This window comes from Ktedonobacter sp. SOSP1-52 (genome assembly GCF_016587395.1).
In genome coordinates, this window is record NZ_BNJH01000002.1 from 1539186 (window position 1) to 1557020 (window position 17835).

17 protein-coding genes are annotated in these 17835 nt (G+C 53.5%); 10 read left to right on the forward strand and 7 right to left on the reverse strand.

Annotated elements, in window-relative coordinates:
• The first annotated feature begins 158 nt into the window (after positions 1–158).
• The 6 genes from JMJ16_RS22120 (at position 159) to JMJ16_RS22145 (ending at position 5483) form a co-directional block, all read left to right on the forward strand.
• Complete coding sequence (locus tag JMJ16_RS22120; RefSeq protein WP_201385068.1) at positions 159–1109, forward strand: UDP-glucuronic acid decarboxylase family protein; 951 nt, start codon at positions 159–161, stop codon at positions 1107–1109.
• Positions 1110–1164: 55 nt separating this feature from the next.
• Entirely contained in the window at positions 1165–2778 is a 1614-nt protein-coding gene (locus JMJ16_RS22125) for an O-antigen ligase (RefSeq protein ID WP_201385070.1), read from the forward strand.
• Positions 2779–2780: 2 nt separating this feature from the next.
• Positions 2781–3968: a lysylphosphatidylglycerol synthase transmembrane domain-containing protein gene (locus JMJ16_RS22130; protein WP_201383746.1), complete on the forward strand. Its 1188-nt coding sequence runs from the start codon at positions 2781–2783 to the stop codon at positions 3966–3968.
• A 104-nt stretch (positions 3969–4072) separates the two neighbouring features.
• Positions 4073–4255 carry a 30S ribosomal protein S21 gene (gene rpsU / locus JMJ16_RS22135; protein ID WP_007910606.1) on the forward strand — a complete coding sequence of 61 codons (183 nt, stop codon included), beginning with the start codon at positions 4073–4075 and terminating at the stop codon, positions 4253–4255.
• A gap of 215 nt (positions 4256–4470) precedes the next feature.
• The gene (gene ybeY, locus JMJ16_RS22140; protein WP_201385072.1) at positions 4471–5028 is read left to right on the forward strand and encodes an rRNA maturation RNase YbeY; all 558 of its coding nucleotides are present in this window, start codon (positions 4471–4473) and stop codon (positions 5026–5028) included.
• Positions 5029–5060: 32 nt separating this feature from the next.
• A complete protein-coding gene (locus JMJ16_RS22145; RefSeq protein WP_236601657.1) occupies positions 5061–5483 on the forward strand; it encodes a diacylglycerol kinase family protein in 423 nt (140 codons plus the stop codon).
• A gap of 102 nt (positions 5484–5585) precedes the next feature.
• Here the strand turns inward: JMJ16_RS22145 and efp are convergent, their stop codons facing one another.
• The 6 genes from efp to JMJ16_RS22175 form a co-directional block, all read right to left on the reverse strand.
• A complete protein-coding gene (gene efp, locus JMJ16_RS22150; RefSeq protein WP_201369129.1) occupies positions 5586–6155 on the reverse strand; it encodes an elongation factor P in 570 nt (189 codons plus the stop codon).
• Between the two features lie 63 nt (positions 6156–6218).
• Complete coding sequence (locus JMJ16_RS22155; RefSeq protein WP_201385074.1) at positions 6219–7274, reverse strand: methyltransferase domain-containing protein; 1056 nt, start codon at positions 7272–7274, stop codon at positions 6219–6221.
• 184 nt (positions 7275–7458) lie between these two features.
• Positions 7459–8256, reverse strand: a complete 798-nt coding sequence (locus JMJ16_RS22160; protein ID WP_201385076.1) for a hypothetical protein — start codon at positions 8254–8256, stop codon at positions 7459–7461.
• A 353-nt stretch (positions 8257–8609) separates the two neighbouring features.
• Positions 8610–9338 (reverse strand): MBL fold metallo-hydrolase, encoded by a 729-nt coding sequence (locus JMJ16_RS22165; RefSeq protein ID WP_201385078.1) that lies wholly within the window; start codon positions 9336–9338, stop codon positions 8610–8612.
• A gap of 113 nt (positions 9339–9451) precedes the next feature.
• Positions 9452–9670 carry a hypothetical protein gene (locus JMJ16_RS22170; protein WP_201385080.1) on the reverse strand — a complete coding sequence of 73 codons (219 nt, stop codon included), beginning with the start codon at positions 9668–9670 and terminating at the stop codon, positions 9452–9454.
• A gap of 138 nt (positions 9671–9808) precedes the next feature.
• Complete coding sequence (locus JMJ16_RS22175; RefSeq protein ID WP_201385082.1) at positions 9809–12604, reverse strand: LuxR C-terminal-related transcriptional regulator; 2796 nt, start codon at positions 12602–12604, stop codon at positions 9809–9811.
• A gap of 186 nt (positions 12605–12790) precedes the next feature.
• Here JMJ16_RS22175 and JMJ16_RS22180 point away from each other — a divergent pair, with 186 nt between their 5' ends.
• The 4 genes from JMJ16_RS22180 to JMJ16_RS22195 all read left to right on the forward strand — a co-directional run bounded on the left by JMJ16_RS22180 (position 12791) and on the right by JMJ16_RS22195 (position 16505).
• The gene (locus JMJ16_RS22180) at positions 12791–13264 is read left to right on the forward strand and encodes a MerR family transcriptional regulator (RefSeq protein ID WP_201385084.1); all 474 of its coding nucleotides are present in this window, start codon (positions 12791–12793) and stop codon (positions 13262–13264) included.
• A gap of 158 nt (positions 13265–13422) precedes the next feature.
• Positions 13423–14775: an MFS transporter gene (locus tag JMJ16_RS22185; protein ID WP_201385086.1), complete on the forward strand. Its 1353-nt coding sequence runs from the start codon at positions 13423–13425 to the stop codon at positions 14773–14775.
• On the forward strand, positions 14750–15574 hold the full coding sequence (locus tag JMJ16_RS22190) for a lipoate--protein ligase family protein (RefSeq protein WP_201385088.1): 825 nt from the start codon (positions 14750–14752) through the stop codon (positions 15572–15574). Before JMJ16_RS22185 ends, JMJ16_RS22190 begins: the two co-directional genes overlap by 26 nt.
• Positions 15575–15674: 100 nt before the next feature.
• Positions 15675–16505 carry a PIG-L deacetylase family protein gene (locus JMJ16_RS22195; protein ID WP_201385090.1) on the forward strand — a complete coding sequence of 277 codons (831 nt, stop codon included), beginning with the start codon at positions 15675–15677 and terminating at the stop codon, positions 16503–16505.
• Between the two features lie 85 nt (positions 16506–16590).
• On the opposite strand, the gene JMJ16_RS22200 is transcribed toward JMJ16_RS22195, so the two are convergent.
• Positions 16591–17541: a hypothetical protein gene (locus JMJ16_RS22200; RefSeq protein WP_201385092.1), complete on the reverse strand. Its 951-nt coding sequence runs from the start codon at positions 17539–17541 to the stop codon at positions 16591–16593.
• Between the last annotated feature and the right edge of the window lie 294 nt (positions 17542–17835).

The window sequence follows — 17835 nt, forward strand, 5'->3', positions numbered from 1 at the left end:
TACCACACCAGAAAAACTCGTGCATTGAAACATAGCTATAAGGCGTTCTTAAAAGCGTGTTACCGTTACCTAAACATACTCAATTCGTCTAGCCATTAAGGTACAATAAAGATATGTCACTGGCAAAAACGTTATCCCAACCGTGGAGGTTTACTTCTTTGAAAATCGTAGTTACTGGTGGAGCGGGCTTTGTTGGCTCCCATCTTTGTAAGCGTTTGCTCGACGAAGGGCACACCGTGTTATGTGCCGATAACTGTATTACAGGATCGACACGCAACATCGATGCTTTACACACTCATCCGAATTTTCAATTCATCCAGCACGATGTGACCGAGCCTTTCGACTATGAGGCAGACGCCATCTTCCATATGGCCAGTCCAGCAAGCCCAATTGGATATATGGAGCATCCTATCGAGACCATCCTGGTCAATACCCAGGGCACGCATCGTATGCTCGAAGCCGCGCGCAAAAACAACGCCCGCTTCCTGGTCTCATCCACCTCCGAAATCTATGGTGATCCCCTGGTTCATCCGCAAACTGAGAGCTACTGGGGCAACGTTAACCCTATTGGACCACGTGCATGCTATGATGAGAGCAAACGCCTGGGCGAGACATTGACCATGGAGTTCGTGCGCCAGTATAACGTTAACGCGCGCATTGTGCGTATCTTCAACACCTATGGACCAAATAGCCAGATTCATGATGGCCGCATGATCCCAAACTTCATTACGCAGGCGCTCAAAAATGAACCACTCGTCATCTATGGAGATGGCAATAGGACGCGCAGCATCTGTTATGTCAGCGATCTCATCGATGGCTTGATACGTGCCATGTTTAGCGAGAATACGCAGGGTGAGGTCTTCAACCTGGGCAATCCCAACGAGCATACCGTGCTTGACTATGCGCATGAGATCATTAAGCTTTGCAACTCGCGCTCAAACATCCTCTTTGAGCCAGTGCGTGTTGATGATCCAGAACGCCGCCGACCAGATATCACCAAGGCACGCCAGGTACTGGGCTGGGAACCCAGAATCGAGAAGGAAGAGGGGTTACGCCAGACTATTGCCTGGTTTAAAACGCAGATTCCTAACCTTTCAAGCGTCTTGTAAGCACATTCGGCGCTTTTCGTTGTAATTGAGAAACATAGAGTAGAAACGGATTTGGATGAACAGTATCTCTGCCCAGAGCATGGATCGCCTGGATAATGCGCCATGTCCTTCAGGATTCCAGCGTTTCCTGAGGATGTTCCACGAGCAAGGGGCAGTAGCCAATGTTGTGGGAGTCCTTGGTGCATTATGTGTTCTGGCATGCTTGATCGCGCTTCCACCTGCCATAAGCATACGCGTTCTACTCTATGCAACCGCTAGCATCTGGGTCCTGCTCCGTCCACGCATGGCCCTCTACCTGCTTCCTTTCGCCGTCCCCTGGGGTTCACTCGATGCACTCAACCTGGGCGGTATGAACCTGACCAGCGGAGATATCCTGGTCTTCCTGCTAGCAGTAAGCTGGTTACTGGGATACGTCATTCGTAACCGGCTAGGGGCACAATGTATTCATACAGGAACCTTTGATCGCGAAAGCTACAACTTACCGCGCATCTTGACAATAGGGACAATCGTCCTGCTTGCAGCGATGTGCCTCTCTATTCCAACTGCATTCAGCTTGAAAGCGAGCTTAAAAGAGATCGCGAAATGGCTAGAGGTCGCGCTCATTCTTTGCCTGGGGACGCAGTATATCCGCACACGTCGCCAGGTCTGGACGCTTGTGATTCTATGCAGCCTGGCTGCCCTCTCGCAGGCCTTTATGGGCTATGCACAATATGCCTTCAACCTGGGACCACAGTCGTTTATCCGCGATCAGGGACTACGCGTCTATGGGACCTTTGACCAGCCCAACCCCTACGCTGGCTATATCGATATGACGCTGCTTGTCACAGGAACGCTTATGCTCCTGGGACGCAACTGGTTGACACAGCTTGCCGCGGGCCTGGTAACGCTGTTGCTGGGCATTGCCTTCGCGCTGGCTCAGTCGCGTGGAGGGCAGATTGCTCTGGTCCTGGCCCTCCTCTTCGTGTTTATCGCGGGTTTTCCTCGTTTTAACCTGCTCGTGCGCATAGGCGTTATCGCGCTCCTCCTCGGTATTGCGGGCTACTGTTCGGGCATTATTCCAGAGCACTATGTCAATCCTATTTTGAATAAACTTGGTCTGACAGGCATCTCCTTTGCCAGTCCCAGTAACGATGATTTTTCTACGGCTGAGCGCCTGGCACATTGGATCGCCGGCCTCAACATGTTTCTGGATCACCCCTTCTTTGGCGTCGGTATCGGCAATTACCCCGTGGCTTACCCCAAATATTTCATTACGATCTTCAACAATTCGCTTGGGCACGCGCATAACTATTACATCAATATCGCAGCTGAGGCCGGTATCTTCGGCTTGATCGGGCTGCTTACCTTTTTGAGTGGCATTTTCCTGGTCGGCAGGCACGCGCTACAGTCTATGCATCTGCGTTTGCTGCAGTTGAAAACCCAGACCCTCCCAGCTCAAATCAAAGCGGGAGCTGAGGGCTGGCAGCAGCGGCTCACCCTTCGACAGATACATTTGTTACAGAACGATTACGCCCTGGCGATTGGGCTGATCGCCTCACTACTCGCTATCTGTATCCACAACTTCTTCGATAACCTCTATGTACACAGTATGACCAATCTTTTCGCGTTACTCATCGTTTTGCTGGTTCGTCTGCCTTACGTAACGCGACAGGAGGAACAACGGAGGTAGACTTGATTTCAGATAACGCAGATCACACTGGTGATGAAAACACGTCTTCAGAGAGCCTGGCTGAAGATGCACAACAGCAAGCAAGCGTATCCGCGATCCCTCAACCTGATAGTGTTCCTATCGGCGTGCCAGAAATCACGCGTGACCAGCTCTCACTCTCGAAGCGCCTGTTGAACTGGCGTACTCTTATCCCCTTGATTATCGTCATTGTGGCCCTGGTCTACTTCGCGCAGAAGGCTAATATCAATCCCGCCAGGACCTGGGAGGCCATGAAAAGCGCGAATCTCTTTTTCTTCCTGGCAGCCTTCGCCATCTATTATCTCTCCTTTGGCATTCGGGCCTGGCGCTGGCGCCTGCTGCTCGAAAATGTGGGCTATCGCCGGGAGCAAGGAGTGCTCCTGCCGGGCTTCTGGAAGTTCGTTGAGATTATATACATCTCCTTCTTCGCCAATGTAGTCGTGCCCGCCAAGCTTGGCGACCTCTACCGGGCGTATCTCTTGCGCCAGCAAGTCAACGTCTCAGGGACACGCAGCTTTGGCACGGTGCTCTCAGAGCGTTTGCTCGACTTGATCATCCTGCTGCTGCTCTTTATTCCGGCGATTATCGTGAGTCTCCACGAGCATCTGCCTCCCCAACTCCAGCTTAGCCTGGAGTTGCTACTGGGTGCGGTTGTGTTGGGTATCCTGGGCCTATTCGTGCTCCGCCAGGCGCGTGAACCGATTGCACGCCTCATCCCAGCACGTTTTCGTGGCCAGTACTATCATTTCCAGGAGGGAACGCTTGGCTCATTTCGACGCCTCCCCATCCTGATCCTGCTCACGGTTGGTGTCTGGCTCTGTGAGTCGCTACGCTTCTTCTTTGTCGCCGTCTCGCTACACCTGATCGGTGGCAGCATCTTGCACATTACGGCGGCGGCAGTGGTCATTGGCCTGGCTGAGGCCCTGCTCACGATTGTACCCGCAACAGGTGGGGGCCTGGGCGTGGTTGAGATTGGGATGATCCCGATCATCGGCCTGTTTTATACTGGTCCCAACGCGGTCAATCTCTCAACCGCGGCAATTCTACTGGATCGTACCATCAGTCTTTTCAGCGTCCTGGTCTTTGGAGGGATCGTTTTCCTCATTGCCTTTGGGCGCCAAACGACGACGAAACCAAAGAAAATATACCTTGACAACATGGATAGGGCTTGACTATAATTTTCAGCGCAGGTCGGTGAGGATAAAGACCGTAAGCAGGTAGACATATACGCTACGGTTTTGCCCTTGCAAACAGGCCATGAGAGGGGGGATTCCTGGTGTCTGAGATTAGAATCAGCGAGAATGAGTCGTTTGAGACCGCTCTGAAACGCTTTAACCGCAAAATTCAACAGGACGGCATCCTTGCGGAAGCACGCCGAAGGGAACACTTCGAAAAGCCCAGCATGAAACGCAAACGTAAAGAGGCCACACGTCGCCGCAAAATGCAGCGCAGGGGTTAAACTGGAACGCGTCTGATGCCTACCTCCATTTCTGTTGAACATTGCCACTAAGAAATGGAGGTCTCTTATTTTTTGCGAATATACCCCGATGTGTAAGTTGTTTTTGCCAGATTCGGTTTATGGTGTGGTGGGTCCTGGCAGCCGGAGGCTGCCAGGACCCACCACACCATAAACCCTGGCGAGCGCCGCAGGCGCGACAGGAAAAAAGAAACATTATGCATGAGCATCCACTAATAGAGCTCTACATCACTATCGAAGATGCACAGCAGAGCGCCACAATTGAAAAGGCTCTGGAAAACGTTAACCTGGATGAGGTAGTCTCGCAGACGCTGTCCGCCGTGAATATTCATGAGCCGATTATGGTAACGCTGCTTATTACCGATGACGAGGGCATTCGCGATATGAATAAACAGTATCGCGAGATCGACAAGGCAACCGATGTCCTCTCTTTCCCGCTGCTCAATGAGCCGCTGGTACAGGCGCCTGCCGAGCAGCTCTGGCCCGTCAGGGAGAGCGAGGCAGGGGCGCAGGAGAGTGTGCCCGATTTTATTACCCCACCTGAGACGGTCCAGAATCTGGGTGATATCGTGATGTCCTGGCCCACGCTGGAGCGCCAGGCTCAGGAGGCTAGACATAGCACGATCTACGAGCTACTCTATCTCCTCTCACATGGGATGCTGCACCTGGTTGGCTATGACGACCATACCGAGGCGGGCTACCAGGCCATGGTAGGCATTCAGCAGCGTGTCATGAACACACTACAGCAAGTCTAGGAAATGCTTGAGAGCAGTAGATAAGAGAACTCATGGATAACCAGCCTTCCGTGCCACCACCCTATCAGCATGTGCGCCACAAGAGTAAGTGGGGCAAGTTTATTGCTGGATTTGGATTCGCCTTCAGCGGCATCCGCCATACTATCACGACTCAGCGCAACATGCGCGTCCACATTCTCATCGGGTTATGCGCGGTACTCATGGGGCTGATCCTGCGTATTTCAGCGTTGGAGTTTGCGGTGCTCTTTGTCACCATGATCTGTGTCTTCACGGCAGAGATGTTTAACACTGTCTTTGAAATTTGTGTGGACCTGGTCTCTCCCCAATACCATCCCCTGGCTAAAATCGCTAAGGATGTTGCGGCGGGGGCAGTGCTCGTCAGCGCGATCCTGGCGGTGATGGTTGGCCTGTGTCTCTTTGGGCCTCCCCTCTGGCATCTGATCTTCCCTTCTTGAGCAACTGGCCTCGGCTCATTGCGCGAGCCTTCAATAAAAGAGGATAGGCATAAAAAAATGGGGGCATTGCCCCCATTTTTTTATGCCTATCCTCTTTTATGGTTAAGCCTTGACGCGCTCAACGTATTGACCGGAGCGTGTATCGATGCGAATTTTATCGCCAGGATTGATAAAGAGGGGAACGTTGATGGTCGCACCAGTCTCCAGGGTTGCAGGCTTGGTTACGTTGGTCGCAGTATCACCACGTACGCCAGGCTCGGCGCTTTCTACGGTAAGCTCAAGGAAATTCGGAAGTTCAACTGCAATGATGTTCTCGCTCTCGACCAGCAATTCAACCTCATCCTGCTCTTTAAGAAACTTTATCGCGTCGCCCAGCATGCTTTTAGGTACTGGCTGCTGGTCGAAGGTCTCGGTGTTCATAAAGATGTAGTCGTCGCCATCCACGTAGAGGAACTGCCAGTTCTGGTGCTCGACACGGACCTCATCAACCTCTTCGCCCGCGCGGAAACGCTGCTCAATCACGCGGCCAGACTTGATATTCTTCAGGCGTGTGCGCACAAAGGCGCGCCAGTTGCCGGGGCTGACATGGTGGAACTCGGTGATGATATAGAGGTCGTTGTTAAAACGTATGACCATGCCGTTACGAAAATCGGCAGTCGTTGCGTTAGCCAATGGAGTAACTCCTTCTCGATTACAGTGTTTGTGCTTGCAAAGCAACCTATATGATAGCATTGCTCATGCGCGAGCGGCAACAAAAATGCTCGCGGGCTGTCCCAGGACGACCAGGACAACTTTCTTTGTAATACGCCAATTCTGTTCGCGTAGCGCGGCCTCCCACAGGCGATTTTCGCTTGTCAGGGCTACCAGCAAGCCATCCGGACTCAAGACGCGCCGGAACTCGTGCGCGAGCGCCTTATAGAGCTTGACATTCTTCTCGGGTGTTCCAATCTGCTTGCCAAAGGGCAGGTTGGTAATGATGCGCGTTACGGAGCCTTCCTCCAGGGGAAGGGAGCGCGCATCCCAGGTCTTAAGCGTCATCTCGACACGGGCATGCCGCGCATTACGTTGCGCAACCGTCACGGCCTCCTCACGTAAGTCTCCACCCAGCAGGGCCTCATATGGCTCCTCGGCAAGCCCACGCTCAATGAGAATGGTGCCCGCGCCACAGAGAGGATCAAGCACAATATCTTGCGCCGTTGGACGCGAGAGAACGCACATCGCGGCCGCAATGGTGGGCCGCAGCGAAGCGGGCAGGTGCTCCTGTTTATAATGGCGATGACGCATGGTCGCGTCACTGAGCCGGACACCTATCAGGACCTCGCTCCCGCTAATCCAGACCCAGAATTCTATATCGGCATCATCTTTCACGAGGCGCATCCCCCGAGGCAAGTTTCGCTGGAGGGCCGCGCCCACCGATTCACCGGCATCAATACGCCGGAACTCATGATAACCCGATTTCTGGCTCACGACGCGCCACGTTTTGGGTAGAGAGCCATGGTGCGCGCGACGCCAGAGCGTCATCGCCTCGCTAACATTGGCATTGAGGGTCGCGCCATGTACCACGCGCAAGGCATCACGCCCGGGGCCTAAGCTCTTGATATGTGCCAGAGTGACAAATACATCTTCGACTGTGCGCAACTCCAGCAACTCGACTGGGGAGGCCGCTGTACGAAACAGCGCGATGCCGCGAGAGAACTTCACAAGCTCAGCATCAGCGAGCCTGGCATGAATCTCACTAAAGGCGATCGTCTCCAACCCCGGCATCGTCATAACATAATACAGATACGACATCCACGTACTTTTTCTAATGAATAACAGTCACACTACATTACACACTGAGAAAGGGCAGCAGAGAATGAGGAAGCCCAGCGTGCAATGTTATCACAAACCATTCTCTGAAGCAACGTAGAGAGATGTTGAGTGGCTGGTAAGCTTACATTGCAAGCTTACCAGCCACTCAACATACCTTATTCTTCTACGCAAGCAGCCTGGCAACCTGCTCTGTATCGCGCACAAACCTGGCCAGGCGTTTCTTTTTGAGGTTTTCCCGCAAGATCCAGGCAATATCAGTGTCGTTCCATGAGGCACACTCGCGCATCAGGGCAAACCCCTCGTTGGGGGAGGCGGCTGTTGCCACGCTCAAGGTATAGGCCAGGGTCCGTCGCAGGATACGAAAATCCTCATGCTTACGCTCAGCCAGGGGTACCGCCCTCGCCCGCTCCAGAACGATCCGCTGTAGATCCAGTGCCGCGTTCATCAGCTCCGGTGCATTGAGCAGAGGGGCTTCCGCCAGCGTTGCGATAGCCACGCGCTGTTGCAAGAAGCTCCCCTTCGTCGCCAGGGCGCGCAGGTGCGCCAGTATGGGAGAGGAGTTGGCCTGTAGCAGATGTTGAAACGCGATGGCCACTCCTTCGCGAATACGCCAATAGGGGCTACAGGAATAGCGATCCAACAACTCCAGCGTCTCCTCCTGCCAGCTCGGATCAGCGGCTGCACACATCCCGGCGGAGATGACACCGCAGAGGATCACGAACTCAGAAGGGGTATTGCCCGACATCCATTTTCGATCACCACTGACAAAGTACTGTACCAGGGAATACACTTTATCGAAGTACCTGGGTATAGCCGCCGCCAGCAGGCCTCCGACATCATTTGCCAGCTCTAAGTTAGCGCGAGGTCCAGGTAGGCGGCTATTCTCGCGCAAATAAAACTCCAATGGTCGAGGATTACCCGTTAACGCCCTCTCTACCAGGGAAGACAAAGTATCATGCATGGCAACCCGTCCTTGTCATCCACAACTAGGATCAACTATGCTTCGCACTTTGCGTCTCCATCCACGCCTCTTCCCGCCCTCGCCCGAGGCATCAGAGAATAATCGTGAAGCACCTCACGCTTTCCCTTTATTACCCCTTGCTTCCTCTTTTTCGCCAAAGATATAGAAGCTCGTATAACCTATTTTATCACAAGTTTGTTGTTGCTTTGCATATGAAAGGGTTATGATATTTGTTCTGCGCTCTTCTCATCGGCTCGCTGCGCGAGCCGATGGGTAAAGGGGTGTGCGTGGAAAATGGCTTTGCCATTTTCCACGCACACCCCTTTACCCTGGAAGGCACAGGAACTCCTATGCTACTGTGTGGCAGCTACAAGACTGCTCTGCCCATATTTGCGGGCGTGATATTCAATAGCGCGATCCATAGCCGCCAGGGGATTCTTGACGACGGGGCCATGGCCCGCGGAGAGACGCGTAGGCTCAAGGGCGCGGAGCTTGCGCGCACTCTCCAGGGCCAACCCTTTGTGCCAGGTCGCCGGAGCGACCAGGGGGAAGAGCAGTACAAAGGTGCCAGTTACAGCAACTTTTGCCATGGTCTGAAAGGCATCGCCAGCTATTAGAGTACGATCACGTGTATCCAGGAATGAGAGATGCCCCGGAGTATGTCCCGGCGTAGCAATGACCTCCAATGAACCCACGCGTTCGCCCTCGTGAATCAGACGGGTGGGACGCGTTTTGCGCGCCGGCCAGCCCCCACGCAACTGATCCTGTGGCTCATCCTTATCCAGGCTCATGTCTCCGGCAAGAAAACGGGACTCACGCGCTCCAACCAACACTTCAGCATCTGGCAAGAGGTCATGCAAGGAGTCCAGCGCCCCCACGTGATCGACATGTACATGGGTTAGCAGCAAGCGTACAATTGGGAGATTATACCCCTGCGCGATTTTGAGGATCTGCGGCGCAATACCTTCAGTTGTACCCGCATCCACGAGCGTAAATCCATCCTCTTCGCGCACCAGATAAAAGTTGACAAAACCCATCTGGGTTACCTGGATAAAGTTCTCTCCATGTTGACGGACTTTCATTGATTTCCCTCTTTCATTTTCTGTCCATTTTGACGATGCCATACACTACTTCTGTGTTCAGATGTATGCTAGAGGCAGACTCCACACGAAAAATATAAATACAAGCAAATGTATTAATCCAGACTTATGGTGGATTCGTTGACCTCTAGCATGGACAGGAGCAGGCCCAGATTGTTGAGCTTGAGCAACACTCCATAGAGTGCCGCTTGATCTGGCAGAAGTCCCTTAAACAAAGTTGTTCCCTGCTCCTCCTGAATGATCTCCAGGTCATCGAACCAGGATTGCCAGGACGGATCCAGGTGACCAGCAATGCGAATGCGGCATTTCATCATTCCCAGGTGCTCCTCTGTATATCTTCGTTCTGTGACAAGGATACCATGAACATCGGGTTCATAATGATAGCCAAAAGGCTACCTAATGGCCACCTTTTGGCTATCATCGCAAAAAGAAACGGCAAGCGCAGAAGAGAGCTAGAGCAGAGAGCGCTCGCGGGCACGAGCCACGGCTTGCAGGCGATTCTCTGCTCCCAGTTTGCTCAGAATGCCCGCGACATGCTTTTTGGCGGTGCCCAGCGACACTACAAGCTGGCGCGCAATGCCCTGGTTGGTCGCGCCCTGGGCTAACAAACGCAGAACCTCCTCTTCACGCCGGGTCAGTGGCTCGTTTGGTAATAGCAGAGGTGGGTGTTGACTTCCCGCCTCTGGTTTCAATATCTGAGCAGGAGGAGGGCTAGCATTTGGCATAACGTCAGCCCCTACGTGAGCGTGGTCAGAGGGGAAAGCCGCGAGCAGTTTGCTGATATAGGGGAGCGCAATCATGGAGTTTGTTGGATTGGTAAGCAGGCTTTGTAGCACTTCCTGCATAGGTTGACCTACATCGACATAGACCCGGACATAGCCTGCTGGCTCACTGATAGTAAGCGCGCGAATTGCAACCTCTCGCGCACGCTCAGCCTCACCTGCTTGCTGATAAGCTGCGGCCCACAGGGCCAAAAATTCGATTCTAGAGCTACTATCCCCAGCTTGATCCAGTTCTGTGCTGAAACGTTGTAGGGCCGCCAGTGCTTGTTCATGCTGATGCAGGGCGAGATACACCCGTATCAGAGTCATAAACTCCTCTTTGCGTTTAGCATCCCAGGTTTCCAGAAGCGCAGCCTCGCGTTCAGCCCAACTGCGAGCAGCTACCAGGTCGCCAGTCTTGAGCCAGTACCAGACCTGTACAACGGTGACCCGGAAGCTGTGGAGAGCAAATTGTTGCTGCTGTACAATCTCCCCGGCCTTTGTAAGCATCGCTGGCACCACATCCAGTTCGCCGGAGATAACTGAGAGCCAGGCCGAATAGGTCTGTCCGACAATGATCTGATCCACCTGCTGCCAGATATGTGAGAACTCACGCAGGGTCTGTGCGGCCCCCAGTGCTTCATCCATGCGGTTCCAGGCATAGTAGATACAGGCCCGGTAGTAGTGTAAATAGCCTGTCTGGGCCGTTTGCCCTCCAATCTGTTCAATGAGATCGAGCGCAGCCTGGCACTCGTTATAGGCCAGGTGGAGCTGACCGGCTCGCGCATAAATATGCGTGAGCCAGCGCATAACCTTAATCAGCACGAGACGGTTGTCTGCCCGGCTCGCCTGGTGTTTAGCCTCCAGGAACTGTGGTACCAGGTTTGCCCCCTGGCGTTGCAGCGACTCGCTCATCCAGAAAGTTAAAGCGAGTGGGATCATGCGCCAGGAGATATCATCTTCGTCCTCGATCAACTCCTGCATCTCTTGCCAGAGCTGTTGAAGCATGTGACTGGAACCCGCTGACACAGCATCAAAAGCCGCGCGCCCGGCGCGTAATAGCTCGATTCTTCGCTGGAGCAATCTCGCAGAGGGAGTCGGAGTCTCCTGGGTACGCAGCACGGCCTCGACGCGCGCAATCGTCGCTTCGACCTGGAACTGAGTACGCGTTCGCAGAGGCTCGATGCTCTGGTTGACCATATCCTGCAAGCGGAAAGCCGCGTCCAGTGCCAGGCGCGCATGCTTTTGAAAAATGGGATCGGGCAGCAACATGACCCAGTTGTAGACGGTTCGGGCCTCCCCACTCAGCCAGAGTTCCTCAGCAGCCTGTTCCATGAGCATCGCTGCCAGGGGATAGTCGGCAGCGGCTACCGCATAGGGGATTGCTTCCTGCAAGATTCCCTGCTCACCGTACCAACGCGCCGCGCGGCTCTGCAATTCCTGGGCCAGCGCTGGCTCTGTAGCCTGCAAACGCGCCAGCAGCACGCCGCGAAAGAGATCATGCAGACGATACCACAGTTGCTGCTCATCCAGGGGTACAAGAAAGAGGTTACTTACCTCCAGCGTCTCCAGCATCTGCTGACAATCCGCCTCTCCAGTCACGGCCTGACACAAGGATGCATTCATACGCGTCAATACCGAGACCTGAAACAGAAAGCGCTGAATCCTGGCAGGCTGGCGCGCCAGAATCTCCTCCTGCACATAGTCTAGCAGCAAGCGGTGGCTACCGCTGAGTTGCTGAACAAACGCCGCAATATCTTCGTGTTGCCGTAAAGCCAGCGCGGCCAGTTGTAGACCTGCAATCCAGCCTTCGGTGCGCTCAGCAAGTCGCTTCACATCCTCTTCCGCCAATGGGAGATGCATAGACTCCAGGAGAAAACGCCCGGTCTCTTCCTGGGTAAAACGCAGATCCTTGTGGCGGATCTCCTCGACCTGTCCATGCAGGCGCCAGCGAGCCAGTGGAAAAGGAGGATTTATGCGCGAGGCGAGCACCAGGTGTAAATGAGGAGACAGGTGTTCCAGGAGAAAGATCAACCCCTCCTGGATAGCTGGCTCATTGATACTATGATAGTCGTCGATAATGAGTACAAGGGGTTCAGCCAGATGGAGCATATCTTCCAGGAGCGCACTCAAAATCGTTGTCAGTGGGGGAGGCTCAGGAGAACTAAGCATAGTCAATGAGTTCTGCCCAATTTCCGGCAGGCGCGTGCGCAGGGCGGCAATCAACACAGTCCAGAAGCGCGTCGGATTGTTGTCTAGCTCATCCAAGGAAAGCCAGGCCACGCTCTGTGAGGTACGTGCAACCCAGGCTCTTAAGAGCGTTGTTTTGCCCGATCCAGCCGGGGCAGAGAGCAGCGTCAATGGTACCATCAATGCCCGGTCCAGGGTCATTAGCAAGCGTTCACGAACTATCAGCGTCGCGGGCAGACGCGGAGGTGAAACCTTAGGAAGCAAGAGAGCCATAGGGAAGCTAGAACGATTGCTCATGATGTCCTTTACTCGCGTATTTGCGACTACAGCAAAATACATAGTTCTTTCTAAATTTTATAACACATCAATGGACAAACGAGCAACTTGATTGGAGAACAAGCATAACATTGACGTTAACGTCAATGTTATGCTATACTATGCATATATTCAAACATACTTTTTTGTCACTTGGGAAGAAGCACCATGTCAGTTTCGCAAGAGCCGGAGACAACCGGTAGTGAGCAGGATTCCCCCTGCTATAGCATCGAACAGGTCGCGACGCGTATTGGTATGACCAAGCGTACGCTACGCTATTACGAAGAAATGGGCTTGCTGCCGCCAACTGATCGCACCGAAGGAAATTATCGGCGCTACAGTGAAGCAGATGTGCAGCGCTTGATACGAGTCAAAGAGCTACGTAGTTTACTTGGCTTCTCGCTGAGCGAGATTCGCGAATTGTTGAGCGCGGATGAGGAGCGAGATCAGCTTAAGGCAGCATATCACGCTGAGAGCGATCCCCCCACGCGCATAGCACAGCTTGACCGCGTTGATGAGCTTATCGGGAAACAGCTTGAACTGGTCGAGCAGAAAATCGCGGGCCTGGAACAGATGCGTGCCTCATTGCAGGCCAAACTGGCGCGCCACGCGCAAGTCAAACAACAACTTCACCAAAATTAATTACTAAAAAACTAATTATCTATAACGTCTCTCTTTAGGTTATAGCGCCACTCCGTGGATCGTTTGGGTAAGGGTGTGGTGCAGGCAGCCTGTAGCCTGCCTGCACCACACCCTTACCCAAACGATGGTCAGCACTAGAAATGGAATTTCTCTGCATTATGCACACATTAACGAATGAACAGAAGGGGTTAACAGCTCAAGAATTAGTAACGTCAAACACTGTCCGCGAGATTGAGGAGGCCTCAAGCAAACGCTGGCGGACGTTCGCAGCCCTACGCCACCGTAATTTTCGCCTCTTCTGGCTGGGGCAACTCATCTCTCTTATTGGCACCTGGATGCAGACGATTGGCCAATCCTGGCTCGTCTTACGCTTAACAGGCAGCGCCTGGGCGCTGGGTATTGTTGGAGCACTGCAATTTGTTCCCATCCTCTTCTTTGCCCTCTTTGGTGGTATCCTGGCCGATAAACTTCCCAAGCGGCGCGTTTTAGTCTTCACCCAAACCTTCGCCATGATCCAGGCGGCTGTGCTTGGCGTCCTGGTCATGACACATACCGTACAGCTCTGGCATGTCTATGTGCTGGCACTCCTGCTCGGTTTGACGAACGCCTTTGATATGCCGACACGCCAGTCCTTTGTGGTTGAGATGGTGGGACGCGAAGATCTGACCAATGCCATCGCCTTGAACTCCTCGCTCTTTAATATGGCGCGTATCGTTGGCCCTGGCATCGGCGGCTTAATCATTGCCTGGCTGGGCGAGGCCCCCCTCTTTGTGATTAACGCGGTTAGCTTTGTTCCCGTTATCGCGGGATTGCTCATGATCGACACCAACAAACTGCATGCGCCAGTGAAGCGCGCGGGGCAGGTGGTGGCAAATAAAGGGGTGCGCGGGACCTTCTTGAGTCTGGGCGAAGGCCTGCGTTATATTCAGCGCACTCCCCTGCTCCTGCTGACGATCATCATTGTAGGTGCGGTCTCGCTCTTTGGCATTAACTTTAATGTCACCCTACCGCTGTTTGCGACGAACGTGCTCAGCATAGGACCAGATGGCTATGGCTTTCTCTCCTCGGCCTATGGCGTGGGTTCACTGGTCGCGGCGCTCTGGATAGCCACACAGGGTAAGAAACCCATTTTTAAAAAGATTGTCCTGTTCTGTATCGCCTTTAGTGCGCTTGAGGTCATTTTCTCGCTCTCGAAACTGCCTATGCTCTCCTTCTTGATCATCGCGCTCGTCGGCTTTACGCAAATTAGTTTCTCCGCGGCTGCCAATACGCTACTCCAGACTGTGACGCCAGACCATTTGCGTGGTAGAATAATGAGCGTTTACACCTTAGTCTTTGTTGGCACCACGCCAATTGGCAACCTCTTTATCGGCGGCCTGGCGAGTGCCTTAGGAGCATCAATTTCATTCCTTGTCGGTGGTGCATTAAGCTTGATTGCCGCGATTATCGGCTGGGTCATACGCGCCTCCGCGGAGCAGAACACCGTTGAACAACGCACAAACGTACGCTAACGAGTGGTGCAGCTATCCACTTTCTATTGCTGACCAGCAAGAGCATATTCAGCACTATGAGCGGCTCTTTGATGAGATCCAGCCCGGCGACCCGGCTCTGCTGTACTGGTCCCTGGCACAGCGCCATGGCCTGGTCCTGGGTATCTCACAAAAACCTGAGAGCCTCAACCAGGAGGCCTTGCGCGAACGAGATCTGCCAGTATATCGCCGGCGGGCAGGGGGCACGACGGTCCTGGTTGGGCCAGGGCTGCTCTGTCTCGATGTCATTCTGCCAGCGGGGCATCCCTTGATTACCACGGATATTGTTGAGTCCTACCGCTGGTTTGGCGAGGCCTGGGTCGAGACCTTGCGTGTCCTGGGCATCGAGACGCGCACCATCTCGGCTGAGGAGGCTCACAGTGAGCGCGCACGCCTGAAGCAGGCTGAAACACACGCCTATGAAGCCTTGATGAATCGCTCCTGCTATGGCACGCTCTCCCCCTATGAAGTCGTCGTTGGCAAGCGCAAAGTCGTAGGACTCTGCATGGTACGTCGTCGCCAGGGGAGCCTGCTCCAGGCAGGGATCGTGCTTGATTGGGAGAGCGATCTCCTCGCGCACGTCCTGGGACAAACAGCCCAGGAACAGGAGTTGTTACGAAGCGGGCTACCTGAGCGCGCCATCGGCCTCAATCGGCTTAGCGCCACCCCTCCAGGAATAAATGCTATCATTCACGCGTTTGAAGAAGTGGTAGCCATGTTCACGCACGTCTCAATTGAGCGTGCCACTACCACATCAGAGACCATGGGCCAATCCAATTGACCCATAGGCTATTTATCATTGGACCACACAAACCATAAGTAACGATCCGATAAACAAAAACAACGGACCAAAAAATTTTACGCAAGAGGGAATAACTATTATGGGAGATCGAAACGCACCGGGAGCCGTCCAGGTTATTACTGAGCCAGATTACGAGGCTATGGTTATTGGCGCCCATCCTGATGATGATGACTTTGGGGCTGGCGGCACCAGCGCCCTGTGGGCCAAACAGGGCAAAAAGGTTGTCTGGGTCGTCATGACTGACGGCGTCGAGGGTGGCGAAGCTCCAGATATGGACGACGTCGATTTTATGCTGGCACGTGAACAGGAGCAGCGCGCCGCCGCCGAGATTTATGGGGTGAAGGCGGTCGAGTTCCTGCGCTTCCCTGATGGACATCTCACCAATAACGACGAGACACGCAAGGCCATTGTGCGCCTGATTCGCAAATATCGCCCACGTGTTGTGCTTACCCATGATCCATCGCAGCATATCTTCGCGCCAGATCCCAATACAGAGCCAGAGGCAACCGGGCATCTGAATCATCCTGATCACCGCGCGACCGGCAATATCGTGTTGGATGCCATCTTCCCCGCGATTGGCAACCCCCGCTCCTTCCGCGAGCTTCTGTCGCAGGGCCTGATGCCCTACCGTGTCCACGAGCTCTATCTCTTCTACACCTCACAGGCCAATACCTATGTTGACATCACTGAGACGCTCGAAATCAAAGGCCAGGGCCTCAAATGCCACGTTACCCAATTTGGTCCCAACGTGGATATGACGGCCAACCTGCGCGAGCGCTCCGCGAAAACGGCGAAAGAGGCCAAAGAGAAACTGGGGCTGGAGATGCAGCACGCCGAGGCCTTCCGCCGCATCAAACTGCATATTCCTCCAACACCCGCGGACGAGGCTCCGACCGAGGTCGAAGAGTAAGCAAACATTATAGCATCAAAAAGAGCGAGGGCCGAAATTATTTCGGCCCTCGCTCTTTTTGTATTGGAAGTTCCGCTTTGAGAACCTACTTCTGATTCTTTGGAGTTACAACTACGGCAAAGCCAGCCCAGTACTTGTTAAATGTTTTGTAGTCCATGACCTGCATATTCAAACGCGAGGAATCGGCCAGGTAAACGCTTGTATTATTGCCGCCACGAGCAACCAGCAGATGCCCACCTGACCAGCGATCAGGTGGAAAGCTAATGATAATCGGTCGGCCACTGTTACCAATGCGTACCAGGTCCTGAATCGAGGGTTTATTGAGCCAGGAGGTCTGGAAGCCGAAGCGAGACACGGTACGGTCTATTCCCAACGGTTCTAGCAAGCCCAGATCCGGGGTGATGGCGTGTACAGAGGTTTCAGTGCTTAAGATATCGGTAATGCGATATTGCTTCCCCGTATTATTGGCCTTTTGATAGGAGTTAATAACCTCGGTCATTGCCGCCGCTGAGCAGGCCGAGTAGGCCCAGGTGTTATATTCCTGCGTTGAGTTATACTGTTGAGGGTCGAGCTGACTCACACGCGCCAGGACCTTGGATGCCTGGAGCTGTTGATTGATCGTGGGAGTGCTTGTTGAGGCAGGAGGAGACGCAGAAGCCGCGGCATCTGGATATTGCTGCTGCAAAATGGTTGGCGACGACGAAAAGACCCTTGCCCAGAGCCAGAAGCCAGCGATCACAAAAGTCGCCAGGATAAGTAAGGAGCCATAGAGTGAACGGCTCGCTACAGAGCTTTGCAATCCAGCCCAGGAGAGAAAGCTCGCGCGTGGCTCAAAACGATAGTGATGATAGGTTTGCCTCAAATGTCTGCTTGATGTCCCACGCCCACGGACCTCGCTCAAGCCACGCGACGCATTACGCGGCGACCTGTCATAAGGGAAGGATCGTGAGTCAGAGTGGGGGGAACGATGCGAAAAAAACAAACCTAACAGAATCGTAATACCCGCGATCAAGAGGATCACCAGGGGAACAAACATCCGTGACTCCCGTGCTTTCAATGTGGCTTAGATTTACATTTTTCAATTCGCAGTATCAAGGCTCACCTGGCTCCGCAAGCGTTTTGAACTCAAGCATTTAAAAACCACATTAGCCGCTAGAGCCTTGTTTTACTTCAAAGTAAATATACCATTACTTTTCTTCTATCTGCAACAAGTGCCCTGGTGTAGTGATAGGAAAACCTGGAGCATGGGCTGACAGGCATAGCTCCATGGTATATCATAGAGAGCAGCACGCTGTGCGTGAATCCACTATTGCAAATCCGTCGAAAGGGC